14 protein-coding genes and 2 pseudogenes are annotated in these 14,439 nt (G+C 71.1%); 9 read left to right on the top strand and 7 right to left on the bottom strand.

Annotation, left to right across the window (positions count from 1 at the left end; genetic code table 11):
- On the top strand, positions 1-2,279 hold a 2,279-nt coding region (locus tag AB0G32_RS35745; protein ID WP_361173429.1), incomplete at its 5' end, for an ATP-binding cassette domain-containing protein.
- A gap of 83 nt (positions 2,280-2,362) precedes the next feature.
- Here AB0G32_RS35745 and AB0G32_RS35740 read toward each other — a convergent pair.
- From AB0G32_RS35740 to AB0G32_RS35730, 3 genes and pseudogenes are all read right to left on the bottom strand, one after another.
- The gene (locus AB0G32_RS35740; RefSeq protein WP_361173426.1) at positions 2,363-3,070 is read right to left on the bottom strand and encodes a transglycosylase SLT domain-containing protein; all 708 of its coding nucleotides are present in this window, start codon (positions 3,068-3,070) and stop codon (positions 2,363-2,365) included.
- A 309-nt stretch (positions 3,071-3,379) separates the two neighbouring features.
- Positions 3,380-4,417: pseudogene (locus AB0G32_RS35735) on the bottom strand (S-adenosylmethionine:tRNA ribosyltransferase-isomerase).
- Positions 4,414-5,102, bottom strand: a pseudogene (locus AB0G32_RS35730) (SDR family oxidoreductase). Before AB0G32_RS35730 ends, AB0G32_RS35735 begins: the two co-directional pseudogenes overlap by 4 nt.
- A gap of 443 nt (positions 5,103-5,545) precedes the next feature.
- On the opposite strand from AB0G32_RS35730, the gene AB0G32_RS35725 reads away from it, so the two are divergent.
- The 3 genes from AB0G32_RS35725 to chpE all read left to right on the top strand — a co-directional run bounded on the left by AB0G32_RS35725 (position 5,546) and on the right by chpE (position 7,698).
- A complete protein-coding gene (locus tag AB0G32_RS35725) occupies positions 5,546-6,691 on the top strand; it encodes a GAF domain-containing sensor histidine kinase (protein ID WP_361173423.1) in 1,146 nt (381 codons plus the stop codon).
- The gene (locus AB0G32_RS35720; protein WP_361173420.1) at positions 6,684-7,340 is read left to right on the top strand and encodes a response regulator transcription factor; all 657 of its coding nucleotides are present in this window, start codon (positions 6,684-6,686) and stop codon (positions 7,338-7,340) included. Before AB0G32_RS35725 ends, AB0G32_RS35720 begins: the two co-directional genes overlap by 8 nt.
- 112 nt (positions 7,341-7,452) lie before the next feature.
- Positions 7,453-7,698: a chaplin ChpE gene (gene chpE / locus AB0G32_RS35715; protein WP_361173417.1), complete on the top strand. Its 246-nt coding sequence runs from the start codon at positions 7,453-7,455 to the stop codon at positions 7,696-7,698.
- 140 nt (positions 7,699-7,838) lie between these two features.
- Here the strand turns inward: chpE and AB0G32_RS35710 are convergent, their stop codons facing one another.
- The gene (locus AB0G32_RS35710; RefSeq protein ID WP_361173414.1) at positions 7,839-8,621 is read right to left on the bottom strand and encodes a hypothetical protein; all 783 of its coding nucleotides are present in this window, start codon (positions 8,619-8,621) and stop codon (positions 7,839-7,841) included.
- 150 nt (positions 8,622-8,771) lie between these two features.
- On the opposite strand from AB0G32_RS35710, the gene AB0G32_RS35705 reads away from it, so the two are divergent.
- The 3 genes from AB0G32_RS35705 (at position 8,772) to AB0G32_RS35695 (ending at position 11,144) form a co-directional block, all read left to right on the top strand.
- Positions 8,772-9,569: an ABC transporter ATP-binding protein gene (locus AB0G32_RS35705; protein WP_361173411.1), complete on the top strand. Its 798-nt coding sequence runs from the start codon at positions 8,772-8,774 to the stop codon at positions 9,567-9,569.
- A 55-nt stretch (positions 9,570-9,624) separates the two neighbouring features.
- Entirely contained in the window at positions 9,625-10,059 is a 435-nt protein-coding gene (locus AB0G32_RS35700) for an NfeD family protein (protein ID WP_361173408.1), read from the top strand.
- 143 nt (positions 10,060-10,202) lie between these two features.
- A complete protein-coding gene (locus AB0G32_RS35695) occupies positions 10,203-11,144 on the top strand; it encodes an SPFH domain-containing protein (protein WP_361173405.1) in 942 nt (313 codons plus the stop codon).
- 113 nt (positions 11,145-11,257) lie between these two features.
- Here the strand turns inward: AB0G32_RS35695 and AB0G32_RS35690 are convergent, their stop codons facing one another.
- The 3 genes from AB0G32_RS35690 to AB0G32_RS35680 form a co-directional block, all read right to left on the bottom strand.
- The gene (locus AB0G32_RS35690; protein WP_361173403.1) at positions 11,258-11,764 is read right to left on the bottom strand and encodes an HNH endonuclease; all 507 of its coding nucleotides are present in this window, start codon (positions 11,762-11,764) and stop codon (positions 11,258-11,260) included.
- A gap of 158 nt (positions 11,765-11,922) precedes the next feature.
- Complete coding sequence (locus AB0G32_RS35685) at positions 11,923-12,462, bottom strand: YbhB/YbcL family Raf kinase inhibitor-like protein (protein ID WP_361173400.1); 540 nt, start codon at positions 12,460-12,462, stop codon at positions 11,923-11,925.
- A gap of 41 nt (positions 12,463-12,503) precedes the next feature.
- On the bottom strand, positions 12,504-13,286 hold the full coding sequence (locus AB0G32_RS35680; RefSeq protein ID WP_361173397.1) for a sporulation protein: 783 nt from the start codon (positions 13,284-13,286) through the stop codon (positions 12,504-12,506).
- A gap of 150 nt (positions 13,287-13,436) precedes the next feature.
- Here AB0G32_RS35680 and AB0G32_RS35675 point away from each other — a divergent pair, with 150 nt between their 5' ends.
- Together AB0G32_RS35675 and AB0G32_RS35670 are read left to right on the top strand one after the other, a co-directional pair.
- The gene (locus AB0G32_RS35675; RefSeq protein WP_361173394.1) at positions 13,437-14,078 is read left to right on the top strand and encodes a DNA-3-methyladenine glycosylase; all 642 of its coding nucleotides are present in this window, start codon (positions 13,437-13,439) and stop codon (positions 14,076-14,078) included.
- Positions 14,079-14,206: 128 nt separating this feature from the next.
- A partial coding sequence (locus AB0G32_RS35670; RefSeq protein ID WP_361173391.1) for a hypothetical protein occupies positions 14,207-14,439 on the top strand: 233 nt, incomplete at its 3' end.

The raw sequence follows: 14,439 nt of genomic DNA, 5'->3' as shown, positions 1-14,439 counted from the left end.
CCCACCAACAGCCCGCACCCCACCACCAACAGCCCGCACCCCACCACCAACAGCCCGCACCCCACCACCAGCAACCCGCACCCCACCAACAACCCACGCCCTACCGACAACCAGAGCCCCACCACCAGTACCAGCCCCCCACCCCACACCTCCCGCAACAACACGGCGCGGGCGGCGCGGGTGGCCCGGACAACCCGGGCAGCGGCCGCGACGGCGGCAGCGCATACGACTTGGCGAGCGCGCCCCCCGTCTACGGCGACCGCAGCCCCACCACCTTCCACCGCATCGCCCTCGGCCGGGTGATGCGCATCGGCCGCGCCCTGGAGAACGACCTGGTCGTCTCCGACCTCCAGGTCTCCCGCAGCCACGCCGAGTTCCACTCGACGCCCGACGGCCGCATGGAGATCCGCGACCTCGGCTCGCACAACGGCACGTACGTCAACGGCCAGCCGATCGACAAGGGCGGCTCCCGGCTGCTCGGCCCCACCGACATCGTGGGCGTCGGCCACTCCACGTTCCGGATCGTCGGCGACCGGCTCGAGGAGTTCGTCGACACCGGCGAGGTGAGCTTCTCCGCCCGCCGGCTGACCGTCACCGTCGAGGGCGGCAAGCAGATCCTCAAGGACGTCTCCTTCGGCGTACCGGAGAAGTCGCTGATCGCGGTCATCGGCCCGTCGGGTTCCGGCAAGTCGACCCTGCTCAAGGCGCTCACCGGCTACCGCCCGGCGAACGAGGGCGAGGTGCTCTACGACGGCCGCAACCTCTACAAGCAGTTCGCCGAGCTGCGCCAGCGCATCGGGCTGGTCCCGCAGGACGACATCCTGCACAAGGAGCTGACCGTCCAGAAGGCCCTCACCTACGCGGCCAAGCTCCGTTTCCCGGCCGACACCACGGGCCAGGAGCGCGCGGCCCGCATCGACGAGGTGCTGCGCGAGCTGAAGCTCGACGTCCACCGGGACAAGAAGGTCACCTCGCTCTCCGGCGGCCAGCGCAAGCGCGTCTCCGTCGCGCTGGAACTGCTCACCAAGCCGTCGCTGATCTTCCTGGACGAGCCGACCAGCGGCCTCGACCCGGGCATGGACCGCGATGTGATGCAGCTGCTGCGCGGCCTCGCCGACGACGGCCGCACCGTCCTCGTCGTCACCCACTCGGTGGCCGAGCTGGCCCTGTGCGACAAACTCCTGGTGCTCGCGCCGGGCGGCTCCGTCGCCTACTTCGGCCCGCCCGAGGAGGCACTGAACTTCTTCGGCTACGACACCTGGGCCGACGTGTTCTCCGCCTTCGAGAACTACCGCGACTACGACTGGGCGGGCCGCTGGAAGGGCTCCCAGCACTACCAGATGTACGCGGCCGACCTGGACGCGGTGGCGGCGCAGTCCGTAGCGATGCCGCCGATGCAGGCGATGCGGCCGCCGAAGCCGCAGGGCTGGACGGCCCAGTTCGCCACCCTGGTGCGCCGCTACGTCTCGGTGATCGCGTCCGACAAGGGATTCCTCGCCCTGATGGTGGTGCTGCCGGCCGTCCTCGGCGCGGTCAGCCTGCCCATCGACTGGGGCACCGGTCTGCTGCCCAACCCGGTGGACCCGAGGACCAAGCTGATCACCCCGAACAGCACCGCCACCACGGTCCTGCTGATCCTCGCGGTCGGCGCCTGCTTCGCCGGCGCGGCCAACTCCGTCCGCGAGCTGATAAAGGAACGGGTCATCTACGAGCGGGAGCGCGCGACCGGCCTGTCCCGCTCCGCGTACCTGATGTCGAAGGTCTTCGTCCTGGGCGTGATCACCGTGTTCCAGGGCCTGCTGGTCGGCGTCATCGGCTTCTCCACCCGGAAGGTCCCCGACGAGGGCGTGGTCCTCGGCGGTCTCACCCTCCTCGAACTCTGCCTGCCGATCATGGCGCTGGGCTTCACCTCGATGATGTTCGGCCTGATCATCTCCGCGCTGGTGAAGACCGCCGAGAAGACCATGCCGCTGCTGGTCATGTTCGCCATCGTCCAGGTCGTCTTCACCGGCTGTCTGTTCGCCCTGAACGGCGCGGTCGGCGTCAACCAGTTCTCGTACCTGATGCCGTCGCGCTGGGCGGTCGCCGCAGCCGGCGCCACCCTGGACTTCAACCGGATCAGCCCGCCGGAGGGGGACACCGGCGCCGACCCGCTCTGGGAGCACACCGCCGCCGCCTGGGGCATGGACATGGCCGCCGTGCTCGCCCTCGGCGTGCTCTGCGGCTTCCTGGTGGCCCGCTTCCTGCGCCGCCACGAGCCGGAGGTCATGCGCAAGTAGGACAGCGGGACGCCCCCGCACAGACCCTTCCGGGCTGTACGGGGGCGGGCGGCGCCGGGCGCGCGAAGAGGTCCGCGCTGACCTCAGTACGCGCTGTTGACGTTGTCGATGGTGCCGTACTTGTCGGCCGCGTAGTTGGCCGCGGCGGTGATGTTGGCGACCGGGTCGTAGATGTTCCAGGAGGTACCGGCCACGTGGTACGCCTTGAAGGTCGGCGGGATCACCTGGAGCAGGCCCTTGGACGGGATGCCGTTGATGGCGTTGATGTCCCAGTCGTTGATGGCCTTCGGGTTGCCCGAGGACTCACGCATGATGTTCTTGTGCAGGCCGTTGTAGGAGCCGGGTATGCCCTTCTCCTTCATGATGGACAGCGCCTCGCTGATCCAGCCGTTCAGGTTGTTCGCGTAGCTCTTGGTGCTGACCTGCTTGACCTCGGTGCGCTCGGCGGACCGGCTGGTCGACTCCTTGGCGGCGCGCTCCTTGGCGGCGCTCGCCGCGGCCTTCGCCTTGGCGTCGGCGGCGGCCTGCTTCTTCGCGTCGATGGCCGCGAGCTTCTCGCCGGTACCGGCGAGCTGGTCGGTGACGGACGTCTTGACGTCCTTGATCTGCTCGGAGCTGTACGCCACCTTGGCCGCCGGGGCGGCCTCGCTCGTGGCGGCCGTGTGACCGCTGGCGGGCACCGCGGAGATCGCGAGGGCGGCGGCACCGAGGGTGCCGACACCGGCTATGGCGATCTTGTGGTTGCGGGTCAGGGAACGACTGCGGCCACGGGTGAGGATGTTCTTGGGCATGGCGGGATAGACCTCTTCGAGTTGCGCGGAGGTCGCTCTCGTCCTGCGTCAGTACAGGGGTGGTTTCCGTGCTTCCGGCACGAACACCGTGGTTCACAGCCCACGGCACCGAGCGACATGAGCAATTCTTAGCGGCCGCAAAATCGGCTGGCAAAGGTGTGACGTACGAAGCCGGATAGTGGATCAGGCGCAGGAGAAACCGGGCAGAATGGACCATCTGCCCGGTCAAAACGGACGAGTCGCACTCCTACTCCTCTTCGTACGTGATCTGTGCCCTATGCGAGGGCTCACACCAGCCCCCCTGTCATCTCACCGGGAGTTGCTGGAGCAATGCGATACGTGAGTGACTGCCGGGGCGGTCACGGCAGCAGGAGGTGGACGTCCCCGAACTCGTGCCACAGATAGCGCCCGCGCACCGCCTCCGCGTACCCGAGGTCGATGGCCGCCCGCCCCGCCACCGCCTCCAGCATCAGCAGGTGCGAGGCCGCCGGCTCGTGCAGCCCGGTCAGCAGCCCGTCCACCACCCGCACCCCCCGCTACGGCGTGACCACCAGCCCGGTCCACCCCGCCCGGGCCCGGACGACCCCGTCGGCCCCCGCCGCCGACTCCACCGCCCGCACGGCCGTCGTCCCCACCGCGACCACTCGCCCGCCCTCGGCCCGCACCGCGTTGATCATCCGCGCCGACGCCACCCCGGTATGCAGCGTCACCGGCGCGAACCGCACCCCCCGGCTCACCAGCTCCACCACCGTCCGCGCGGAGAACGGCCGCGCCGCACTCGGCATCTCCGCACTGCCCGCCCCGTCGCCGGACGGCAGCGCGAACACCGTCTGGTACACGGACAGCGGCTGGTCCCGTGCCGTGTAGGAGTAACGGATGGGCCGCCCGTACACCCGCAACAGCCCCGGTACGTCGCCCCACCCGCGCCCCTCCCCTCAGCCCGCTCCACCCCCACACGCGTTCCGGGAGCTGCCGCGGCTGCTGCGGGCCGGGGATCTGCTGGTGGTCAACACCTCCCCCACGCGCGGGGACGACGGCCGGTGGGCGGTGGAGCTGCGGGAACCGGACGGGCGCGGCACTACGCGCGCGCGTGCGACACGCGCGGGGGCACGCGCGGGGACTGAGGTGTGGCTGCCCGGGGGTGCCCGCCTGGTGCTGGAGCAGCCGCTGAGTGCGCGAGGGGAGCGGTTGTGGTGGGTGCGGGTGGAGGTGGGGGTGGGGGTGGGGCGCCACCTCCGTCCCCCGCGACACCAGCAGCCGTACGTCGTCCCGGTTCAGGCCGGGCCCCCGCTGCTCGGCCGGCACCCGCGCCGACAGCTCCTCGGGCACCCGCACCGCCGGCGTCATCGCCGCCCGCCCAGCAGCGCCGGCGCCGCGTAGCGGCCGCTCGCCGGGCGCTCGTCCAGCAGCCGCAGGAACGCCGGCACCACGGCGCCCGGCTCCGGCCGCGGCCCGGCATCGTCCGGTACGGCCGCCGCGTACAGGTCCGTGGCCAGGTCCCCGGGGTCCACCGCCCAGACCCGCAGCCCCGGCTCCGCCACCGCCAGCACCGCCGCCAACTGGTCCAGGGCCGCCTTCGACGCCCCGTAGCCGCCCCAGGTCCCGTACGCCTCGGCGGCGGCGTCCGAGCTGACCGTCACCACCGTGCCCGCGCCGGACGCACGCAGCAGCGGCAGCGCTTCCCGCACCAGGCCGAGTGCCGCCACCACGTTCACCTCCAGCGCCCGCCGCAACCCCTCCAGGGGCAGCCCCGCCAGTCGCACCAGCGGCTCCGCGCCCAGCGCGCCGGCGTTGCTCACCAGCAGGTCCACCCCGCCCAGCCGCCGCGCCCGCACCACCAGCGCGGCCCGGTGCCGGGCGTCCGTGACGTCCCCCGGCAGCGCCCGCACGCGTGTGCCGTACCGCCGCTCCAGCGCGTCGGCCGTCTCCTGCAGCGGCCCCGGCGTCCTGGCGTCCAGCACCAGGCCCCAGCCGCGCCCCGCCAGCGCCCGGCCCAGCCCCTTCGACGCCCCGTGATGATCGCCACCGGCATGCCACTCACGTCCCCTCGTCCCCGCCGAGGACCGGCCCGCCCTCGACGCCCTCAACGTAGGAACCACCCCGCCCCGGCCACGCCGGACAAGGGCCGCAAAGCCCCCGGTCCCTTCGCCGTAAGCCGCCCGACCGGCCCCCTCAGCCCCGGGCCCCAAACCCTCCAGCCCTCAACCCCGAGCCTTCGGCCTCGAACCCACATCCCCCGCCCTCGAACCCCACACCCCCAGCCCTCGAACCCCACCTCCCAGCCCCTCGAAGCCCCGCCCCGAAGCTCCTGGCCAAAGCCCCCCGCCCCCGAAGCCCCTGGCCAAATACCCCGCCTCGAAGCCCCCGCCCCGAAGGCCCCGGAAGGCAGGACCTCCGCCCTAGGACCACCGACCCACGTAACCGCCCGCCACAGGCCCGATCCGCGCTGTCACACCCCGCCGGTACCGTGAGGTCATGAGTCACGGCCCCCGGTCCGGCCTCGCCGCGGTCAGCTCCGCGCTGCTGGCCATGAGCAGACACCTGGAGGTGCGCGACGTCCTCAAGACGATCGTCGCCTCGGCCCGCGAGCTGCTCGACGCGCGGTACGCGGCCCTCGGCGTCCCCGACGACCACGGCGGCTTCGCCCAGTTCGTGGTGGACGGCATCAGCGACGAGCAGTGGAAGGCCATCGGCCCGCTGCCCCGCCAGCACGGCATCCTCGCCGCGATGCTGCACGACGCCCGGATCGAGCGCCTCGCCGACGTCCGCGAGGACCCCCGCTTCGAGGGCTGGCCGGCCGCCCACCCCGACCTCGTCGACTTCCTCGGCCTGCCGATCCGGGACGGCGACGAGGTCATCGGCGCGCTCTTCCTGGCGAACAAGAACTGCGCGAAACCCCAGGGCGGCTGCGGCTTCACCCAGGACGACGAGGAACTGCTCGGCATCCTCGCCCAGCACGCCGCCATCGCCCTCACCAACGCCCGCCTCTACGAGCGCAGCCGCGAACTGACCATCGCCGAGGAGCGCACCCGCCTCGCCCACGAACTGCACGACGCGGTCAGCCAGAAACTGTTCTCCCTGCGCCTCACCGCCCAGGCCGCCGCCCGCCTGGTCGACCGCGACCCCGCCCGCGCCAAGGGCGAGCTCCAGCAGGTCGCCGCGCTGGCCGCCGAGGCCGCCGACGAACTGCGCGCCGCCGTCGTCGAGCTGCGCCCCGCCGCCCTGGACGAGGACGGCCTTGTCGCCACCCTGCGCACCCACGTCCAAGTGCTCGACCGAGCCCACACCGCCCGCGTCACCTTCACCGGCCACGGCGTCCGCGCCCTGCCCGCCGCCCAGGAGGAAGCCGTGCTCCGGGTCGCCCAGGAAGCGCTGCACAACGCCCTGCGGCACTCCGGCGCGGAGCACGTCGACGTGACCCTGCACCGGGCCGGCCCCGGCGCTGTTCTACGGGTCACCGACGACGGCAGCGGCTTCGACCCGCTCGCCGTGCGCCGCGCGGGACGCCATCTGGGGCTGGTCTCCATGCGGGACCGGGCGAGCGGGGCCGGCGGGGCGCTGACCGTCGAATCGGAGCCCGGCAAGGGCACCACGATCGGGATGGAGGTCCCCGGTGGCTGACGCGATCAGGGTGCTGCTCTGCGACGACCACCAGGTGGTCCGCCGCGGCCTGCGCACCTTCCTGGAGGTCCAGGACGACATCGAGGTGGTCGGCGAGGCCGCCGACGGCGCCGAGGGAGTCGCCCGCGCCACGGAGCTGAACCCCGACGTGATCCTCATGGACGTCAAGATGCCGGGCATGGACGGCGTCGACGCGCTGCGCCGGCTCCGCGAACTCGGCCACCCCGCGCGCGTACTCGTCGTCACCAGCTTCACCGAACAGCGCACGGTGGTCCCGGCCCTGCGCGCGGGCGCCGCCGGATACGTCTACAAGGACATCGACCCCGACGCGCTGGCCGGCGCCATCCGCTCGGTGCACGCCGGTCACATCCTGCTCCAGCCGGAGGTGGCCGGCGCCCTGCTCTCCGCCGAGGGCTCCGGCCCCGCCCACGGCAGGGGCGGCTCCCTCACCGACCGGGAACGCGAGGTGCTCGCCCTGATAGCGGACGGCCGCTCCAACCGGGAGATCGCCCGCGCCCTGGTCCTCTCCGAGAAGACGGTGAAGACCCACGTCTCCAACATCCTCATGAAACTCGACCTCGCGGACCGCACCCAGGCCGCCCTGTGGGCCGTACGCCACGGCCATGCGGAAGGTTCCACTCCGAAGTGAGATTCATACCGTCGTGGGAATGTCCCCCGGATGGCGCAACCTCCGGCGGGTCCGGCCGTTCTCCAGTGCGTGCCGCGGCGCCCGCCGCGGTGATCGCAAGGAGGGCTTGCAAGTGAAGAACCTGAAGAAGGCAGCGGCCGTGACGATGGTGGCCGGCGGTCTGATCGCCGCCGGTGCCGGGATGGCCTCCGCCACCGGCGGTGCCGACGCGCACGGCAAGGCCGTCGGCTCCCCGGGCGTCGCCTCGGGCAACGTCGTCCAGGCGCCGATCCACGTCCCGGTCAACGCCGTGGGCAACAGCGTCAGCGTCATCGGCGTCCTGAACCCGGCCTTCGGCAACCTGGGCCTCAACCGCTGACGTCCGACCTGGTTCCTGCGCCGCCGGCCGGTGTTTCCAGCCCGTCCGGCGCGCGAGGACGAGGCCGTACAGGCCGATACGGGGGTCCGGGGCGCAGCCCGCGGGCCCCCGCTGCCACGCCGGTCACCACCCCGGTGACGTCACCCCCGCTCCCGCTCCTCCACCACCGAGTTGTACGCCGCGACCTGCGCCCGCCGAGCCGTCCGCTCCACCGGCCGCAGCGCCAGCGAGCGCGCCGCCATCTCGGAGGCGCTCACCGCACCTCCATGCCCGTTCTCGTACGCCAGCGACACCAGCGCGCCCACCCGCTGCGCCAGCTCCAGCACCCGCACCGCCCGCGGCGGGTACCCCGGCGCCAGCACCTCGCGCCCCGCCTCCGCCCGCGCCCGGTAAGCGGCGACCGCGGCCTCCGCCACCGGTCCCGACCCGGCCACATCCAACCGCGTCAGCAGCTCCGTCGCGTCCCGGAGCGCCTCCGCCAGCTCCCGCTCCGCCTCCGACAGCGACGGCACGTCCGCGGGCGGCGCCTGGCGCACCGGCAGACAGTGCCAGACCACCTCCACGTGCACATCGCCCGCGGGCCCCGCCTCGTACACCTCGGGCACCAGCCCCAGCGCCGCCCCGTGACAGACCACCGCCTGCTCCGCCTCCAGCGCCCGCGCGTTGAACTCCGGCGGCCCGCTCAGCCCCAGCGGATGCCCCGGCGCCGGCAGCGCCACCCGCAGCCCGGTCACCCCGAGCGCCCGCAGCCGCCCCAGCGCCAGCGTCAGCCCGACCGGCGCGGACTCACCCGGCAACCCGGCCACCCGGTGCACCGCGTCCGCACCGACGATCGCGAGCACCGCGTCGTCCGGCGATACAAGTCCGACAAGAAGGGCATTACCCCAAGAGGCGAGTCGTCCCGCACGTGGTTCCGTGAGCATGCCCCCACCCTAAGGACCGGACCGATGGAACGGCTCGGCCGACCGGTGGCGTAGATTTCATAGGGGCTGCGCCCACCGGCGCGACCACCCGAGCCACAGGCGTACGCCACAGCCGAGACCGGCCACACTGTAAGGGGAGACAACGCGCTCATGAGCGATGTTCTGGAGCTTCAGGACGTATCCGTGGTCCGTGAGGGCCGGGCTCTCGTGGACGAGGTGTCCTGGTCGGTCAAGGAGGGGGAGCGCTGGGTCATCCTCGGCCCCAACGGCGCCGGCAAGACCACCCTCCTCAACCTCGCCTCCAGCTACCTCTTCCCCAGCGCGGGCACCGCCACCATCCTCGGCGAGACCCTCGGCAGGCCCGGCACCGACGTCTTCGAACTGCGCCCCCGCATCGGCATGGCCGGCATCGCCATGACCGAGAAGCTGCCCAAGCGGCAGACCGTCCTGGAGACCGTGCTGACCGCCGCGTACGGCATGACGGCCACCTGGCAGGAGGACTACGAGGAGATCGACGAGCTGCGCGCCCGCGCCTTCCTCGACCGCCTCGGCATGACCGAGTTCCTGGACCGGAGGTTCGGCACCCTCTCCGAGGGCGAGCGCAAGCGCACCCTCATCGCCCGCGCCCTGATGACCGACCCCGAGCTGCTCCTCCTCGACGAGCCCGCGGCCGGCCTCGACCTCGGCGGCCGCGAGGACCTCGTCCGCCGCCTCGGCCGCCTCGCCCGCGACCCGATCGCCCCCTCGATGATCATGGTCACCCACCACGTCGAGGAGATCGCCCCCGGCTTCACCCACGTCCTGATGATCCGTCAGGGCAAGGTACTGGCCGCCGGCCCGCTGGAGTTGGAGCTCACCTCCCGCAACCTCTCCCGCTGCTTCGGTCTTCCGCTCGTCGTCGAGCAGGTCGGCGACCGCTGGACCGCGCAGGGCCTCCCGCTGTCCTGACCCCGCCCCCCTTTGCGCCCTGTCCCGCAGCGGCGCCCGCACCTACCATGACCATGTGAACGACATCGACGCATGGGTGTGGTGGCTCGTTGCCGCCGCAGCACTCGGAATCCCCCTCGTCGTGACCGCGATGCCGGAGTTCGGCATGCTCGCCGTGGGCGCCGTCGCCGCGGCGATCGCCTCCGGGATCGGGGCCGGCGTCGTCGTACAGGTCCTCGTCTTCGTCATCGTCTCGGTCGCCCTGATCGCGGTGGTCCGCCCGATCGCGGCCCGGCACCGCGAAGACCGGCCCCAACTCGTCTCGGGCGTCGAGGCGTTGAAGGGCAAACAGGCAATCGTCCTCGAACGCGTCGACGGCTCCGGCGGCGGCCGCATCAAGCTGGCCGGAGAGATCTGGTCGGCCCGCTCCCTGGACACCGCGCGCTCCTACGACGTGGGACAGGAGGTGGACGTCGTGGACATCGAGGGCGCGACCGCGATCATCCTGTGACCACCACGACGAACTGGGGGAACAGCCCCCGAGTCGGGCGACGGTCTGTCACACTCGACCAGCAAGATCCTCAACAGCCGTAAGATCAGCAGCAGTCAGGATCTGCCGAGAGCGCCGAGGCGGAGAAGGGTACGGGAACGACCATGGAACCGGTCATCATCGTCTTGATCATTCTGGTGGTGTTGGTCTTCATCGCCCTGATCAAGACGATCCAGGTCATCCCCCAGGCCAGCGCCGCCATCGTCGAGCGCTTCGGCCGCTACACACGCACGCTGAACGCGGGACTCAACATCGTCGTCCCGTTCATCGACACCATCCGCAACCGCATCGACCTGCGCGAACAGGTCGTGCCGTTCCCGCCGCAGCCGGTGATCACCCAGGACAACCTGGTGGTCAACATCGACACGGTCATCTACTACCAGGTCACCGACGCCCGCGCCGCGACCTACGAGGTCGCCAGCTACATCCAGGCGATCGAGCAGCTCACCGTCACCACGCTGCGCAACATCATCGGCGGCATGGACCTGGAACGCACCCTGACCTCCCGCGAGGAGATCAACGCGGCCCTGCGCGGCGTCCTCGACGAGGCCACCGGCAAGTGGGGCATTCGCGTCAACCGGGTCGAACTGAAGGCGATCGAGCCGCCCACCTCCATCCAGGACTCGATGGAGAAGCAGATGCGCGCCGACCGCGACAAGCGCGCCGCGATCCTCCAGGCCGAAGGTGTCCGGCAGTCCGAGATCCTGCGCGCCGAGGGCGAGAAGCAGTCCCAGATCCTGCGCGCCGAGGGCGAGGCCAAGGCCGCCGCGCTGCGCGCCGAGGGCGAGGCCCAGGCGGTCCGTACGGTCTTCGAGGCCATCCACGCCGGCGACCCGGACCAGAAGCTGCTCTCCTACCAGTACCTGCAGATGCTCCCGAAGATCGCCGAGGGCGACGCCAACAAGCTCTGGATCGTCCCCAGCGAGATCGGCGACGCCCTCAAGGGCCTCTCCGGCGCCATGGGCAACTTCGGCGGCCTGGGCGGCGCCCCGAGCGCCCCCACGGTCCCCGCCCAGGAACGCCGCGAGAAGCCGACCATCGACTGACGTCACTGGGAACGCAGAAGGGAACCGCGCCCCGAAAGGGGCGCGGGAAACCGCGCGACAAGCCGCTGCGAACCCGCACCCGGGGTCGGACGAGCACCCCTGAGGCAAGCCCGCTAGGCAGCGTCCAACGCCAGCCACTCCGGCAGCGCGGCGAAATCCTCCCGCCCCAGCGCCAGCAACATCGCATCGGCGGGAGTCGGCTCGAAAGGCTTCCGCAGCAACGGCATCCCCGCCTGCTCCGGCGTCCGATTGGCCTTGCGGTGATTGTCCTCCGCGCAACAGGCCACCGTGTTCAGCCAGGTGTCCTGCCCGCCGTGCGACCGCGGCACCACGTGGTCCACGGTGGTCGCCCGGCGCCCGCAGTACGCGCACCGGTGCCGATCCCGCACCAGCACTCCCCGCCGCGACCACGGGGCACGTCTTCGAAACGGCACCCGTACGTATTGGCACAGCCTGATCACCCGCGGCGCCGGTATGTCCAGCGCGGCTCCGCGCATCCGCAGTTCGGGGTGGGCCTGCTCGACGACGGCCTTGTCCTGGAGCACCAGAACGACGGCTCGGTTCAGCGTCACCGTCGACAGCGGCTCGAAGCTCGCGTTCAGCACCAGCGTGTCCCGCATGACCAGCCCACCTCCCGTATGCACCGGCCCACCCCCTGGCGGGCTGGATCAACTCTGGCCGGGCACGCCGAGATGGACAACGCAATAAAAAAATGCCCGCCCCTGATCACTTCCAAGACCAGGGACGAGCAAACGTTCCATGAACGCTCGATTGTGAATCAGCCTTCGGCGGGCACCTCGTACTCGCCGATCAGCTGGGCCCGGGCGATCGTGTGGAACCGCAGATTGAAGCCGACGAACGCCGGCGACGCCTCCGCGTCCGGCCCCAGCTTCTCCGCGTCCACGGCGTACACCGTGAACACATACCGGTGCGGACCGTCCCCGGCCGGCGGCGCCGCGCCTCCGAAGTCCTTGCTGCCGTAGTCGTTGCGCGCCTGGACGGCACCGGCCGGCAGTCCTTCGAACTTTCCGCTGCCCGCACCCACCGGCAGCTCGGTCACCGAGGCCGGGATGTCGAACACCACCCAGTGCCAGAATCCGCTGCCGGTCGGCGCGTCCGGGTCGTAGCAGGTCACGGCGAAGCTCTTGGTCTCGGCCGGGAAGCCCTCCCACCGCAGGTGCGGCGAGGTGTTGCCGGCCGCGTACACATGAGCGTCCTTGAGCGTCGCCCCTTCCTCGATGTCCTCGCTCGTCACCGTGAACGTCGGCACGGGCGGGTGGAAGTCATGGGGGAGCGGCCGCCGCTTGAGCTCGGACACCTCGGTACCTCCTGATCGAAAGCGTTCAGTCGTCCCCGAGCCTAGAACCAGTTCCGCTTGCTGCCGACCTCGGACAGCCACTGGTTGAGGTACGCCGTCCAGTCGGTCCCCTGGTAGTCGTGCAGCCCGACCTGGAAGGACCGGAAGGTGTCGCTGCCCTCGCTGAACAGCCCCGGCTTCTTGTCCATCTCCAGGATGACGTCCATCGCCTGGTCGTCGGCGACGAAGCTCAGCTCGACCTGGTTCAGCCCCCGGTACTGCTGCGGCGGGGCGAACTCCAGCTCCTGGTAGAAGGGGAGCTTCTGCCGCGTCCCGCGGATGTGCCCGCGCTCCATGTCCGCGTTCTTGAACCGGAAGCCCAGCTGGATGAACGCGTCCAGGATCGCCTTCTGCGCCGGCAGCGGGTGCACGTTGACCGGGTCCAGATCCCCGGAGTCCACGGCCCGGGCGATCGCCAGCTCGGTGGTCACCCCGATGTTCATCCCGCGCAGCGCCTGCCCGTCGATCATGGTGACCGGCGTCTCCCAGGGAATCTCAAGCCCGAACGGCACCGCGTGCACCGCGCCGGCCTGGAGCTCGAAGGCGCCCCCGAGACCGACCTTGGTGAACTCGATGTCCTGCTTGTACTCCTGGTCGCCGCTCTCCACCTCGACCTTGGCCTGGAGCCCGACCGACAGCCCCTCGATCTGCTGGTTGACGGACCCGCCCTGGATCCGCACCTCGCCCTGGACGACCCCGCCCGGGACGACGTTCACCTCGTTGAGCACCGTCTCGACCGAGGCCCCGCCGGCTCCCAGACTCGCGAGCAGCTTCTTGAACGCCATGTCTCTCCTTCTCCAGCGCTTACGCGTGAACCGAACCCTTGATCCCTACAAACGCGATCCGGCCGTGGCCGGTTCCGCGCCCCACCCTGACAAGGCATCCGGGGGCTGACCAGCCCACCGCCGGTACCGTCTGCGTTACGCTCGGACGGCATGATCGCGACCCCTGACCGTACGCCCCTGCCCAGGGAGTTCTTCGACCGCCCCGTCCTCGAGGTGGCCCCCGATCTCCTGGGCCGCGTCCTCGTCCGCACCACCCCGGACGGCCCGATCACCCTCCGCCTGACGGAGGTCGAGGCTTACGACGGTCAGAACGACCCCGGCTCGCACGCCTACCGCGGCCGGACCCCCCGCAACGACGTGATGTTCGGTCCCCCCGGACACGTGTACGTCTACTTCACCTACGGCATGTGGTTCTGCATGAACCTGGTGTGCGGGCCCGAGGGCCGGTCGAGCGCGGTCCTGCTCCGCGCCGGCGAGATCGTCGAGGGCGCGGAACTGGCCCGGACCCGTCGCCTCTCGGCCCGCAACGACAAGGAACTGGCCAAAGGCCCGGCCCGGCTGGCCACCGCCCTCGATGTCGACCGCGCCCTGAACGGCACGGACGCCTGCGCCCCCGGCGACACCCCGCTGCGCATCCTGACCGGCACGGCGACGCCCCGTGACCAGGTACGCAACGGCCCGCGCACCGGCGTGGCCGGCGACGGCGGCGTCCACCCCTGGCGCTACTGGATCGCCGACGACCCCACGGTGAGTCCGTACCGGGCGCACGTCCCCAGGCGACGCCGAAGTTGACGCACCCTTGCGTGCCGCGTAACGTAGCCCGAGCCGCTTGACCCGGGTACGGCAATCGCCAGCAGCCCGAAGCGGCCAACCCACTACCTAGCACTACCCCTCAGCGGGGTCGCATTCGGCGTGCTCGCATGCCCGAATTCGAACTCGCGGGAGCCGATTATGAATCGGCAGGGAAACCCGCTAACGTAGTGAATGTCGAAAGGCCGACCGGCGAAAAGCCCAAGGCTTACGGCAATCCCGCCGACAGGGAATCGGATCGCGAAAACGATCTGATAGAGTCGGAAACGCAAGACCGAAGGGAAGCGCCCGGAGGAAAGCCTGAGAGAGTCTCTCGGGTGAGTACAAAGGAAGCGTCCGTTCC

It is taken from the genome of Streptomyces sp. NPDC023723 (assembly GCF_040639815.1).
In the GTDB taxonomy this organism is placed as follows: domain Bacteria; phylum Actinomycetota; class Actinomycetes; order Streptomycetales; family Streptomycetaceae; genus Streptomyces.
The sequence above is the reverse complement of the archived record's forward strand: the minus strand, read 5'-3'. Positions and strand labels throughout refer to the sequence as shown.

Excerpts from the sequence above, each read along its gene's own strand:
- AB0G32_RS35740 (WP_361173426.1), bottom strand. The coding sequence starts at position 3,070 with ATGCCCAAGAACATCCTCACCCGTGGCCGCAGTCGTTCCCTGACCCGC.
- AB0G32_RS35725 (WP_361173423.1), top strand. The coding sequence starts at position 5,546 with ATGAGTCACGGCCCCCGGTCCGGCCTCGCCGCGGTCAGCTCCGCGCTG.
- AB0G32_RS35710 (WP_361173414.1), bottom strand. The coding sequence starts at position 8,621 with ATGCTCACGGAACCACGTGCGGGACGACTCGCCTCTTGGGGTAATGCC.
- AB0G32_RS35705 (WP_361173411.1), top strand. The coding sequence starts at position 8,772 with ATGAGCGATGTTCTGGAGCTTCAGGACGTATCCGTGGTCCGTGAGGGC.
- AB0G32_RS35695 (WP_361173405.1), top strand. The coding sequence starts at position 10,203 with ATGGAACCGGTCATCATCGTCTTGATCATTCTGGTGGTGTTGGTCTTC.
- AB0G32_RS35690 (WP_361173403.1), bottom strand. The coding sequence starts at position 11,764 with ATGCGGGACACGCTGGTGCTGAACGCGAGCTTCGAGCCGCTGTCGACG.
- AB0G32_RS35680 (WP_361173397.1), bottom strand. The coding sequence starts at position 13,286 with ATGGCGTTCAAGAAGCTGCTCGCGAGTCTGGGAGCCGGCGGGGCCTCG.
- AB0G32_RS35675 (WP_361173394.1), top strand. The coding sequence starts at position 13,437 with ATGATCGCGACCCCTGACCGTACGCCCCTGCCCAGGGAGTTCTTCGAC.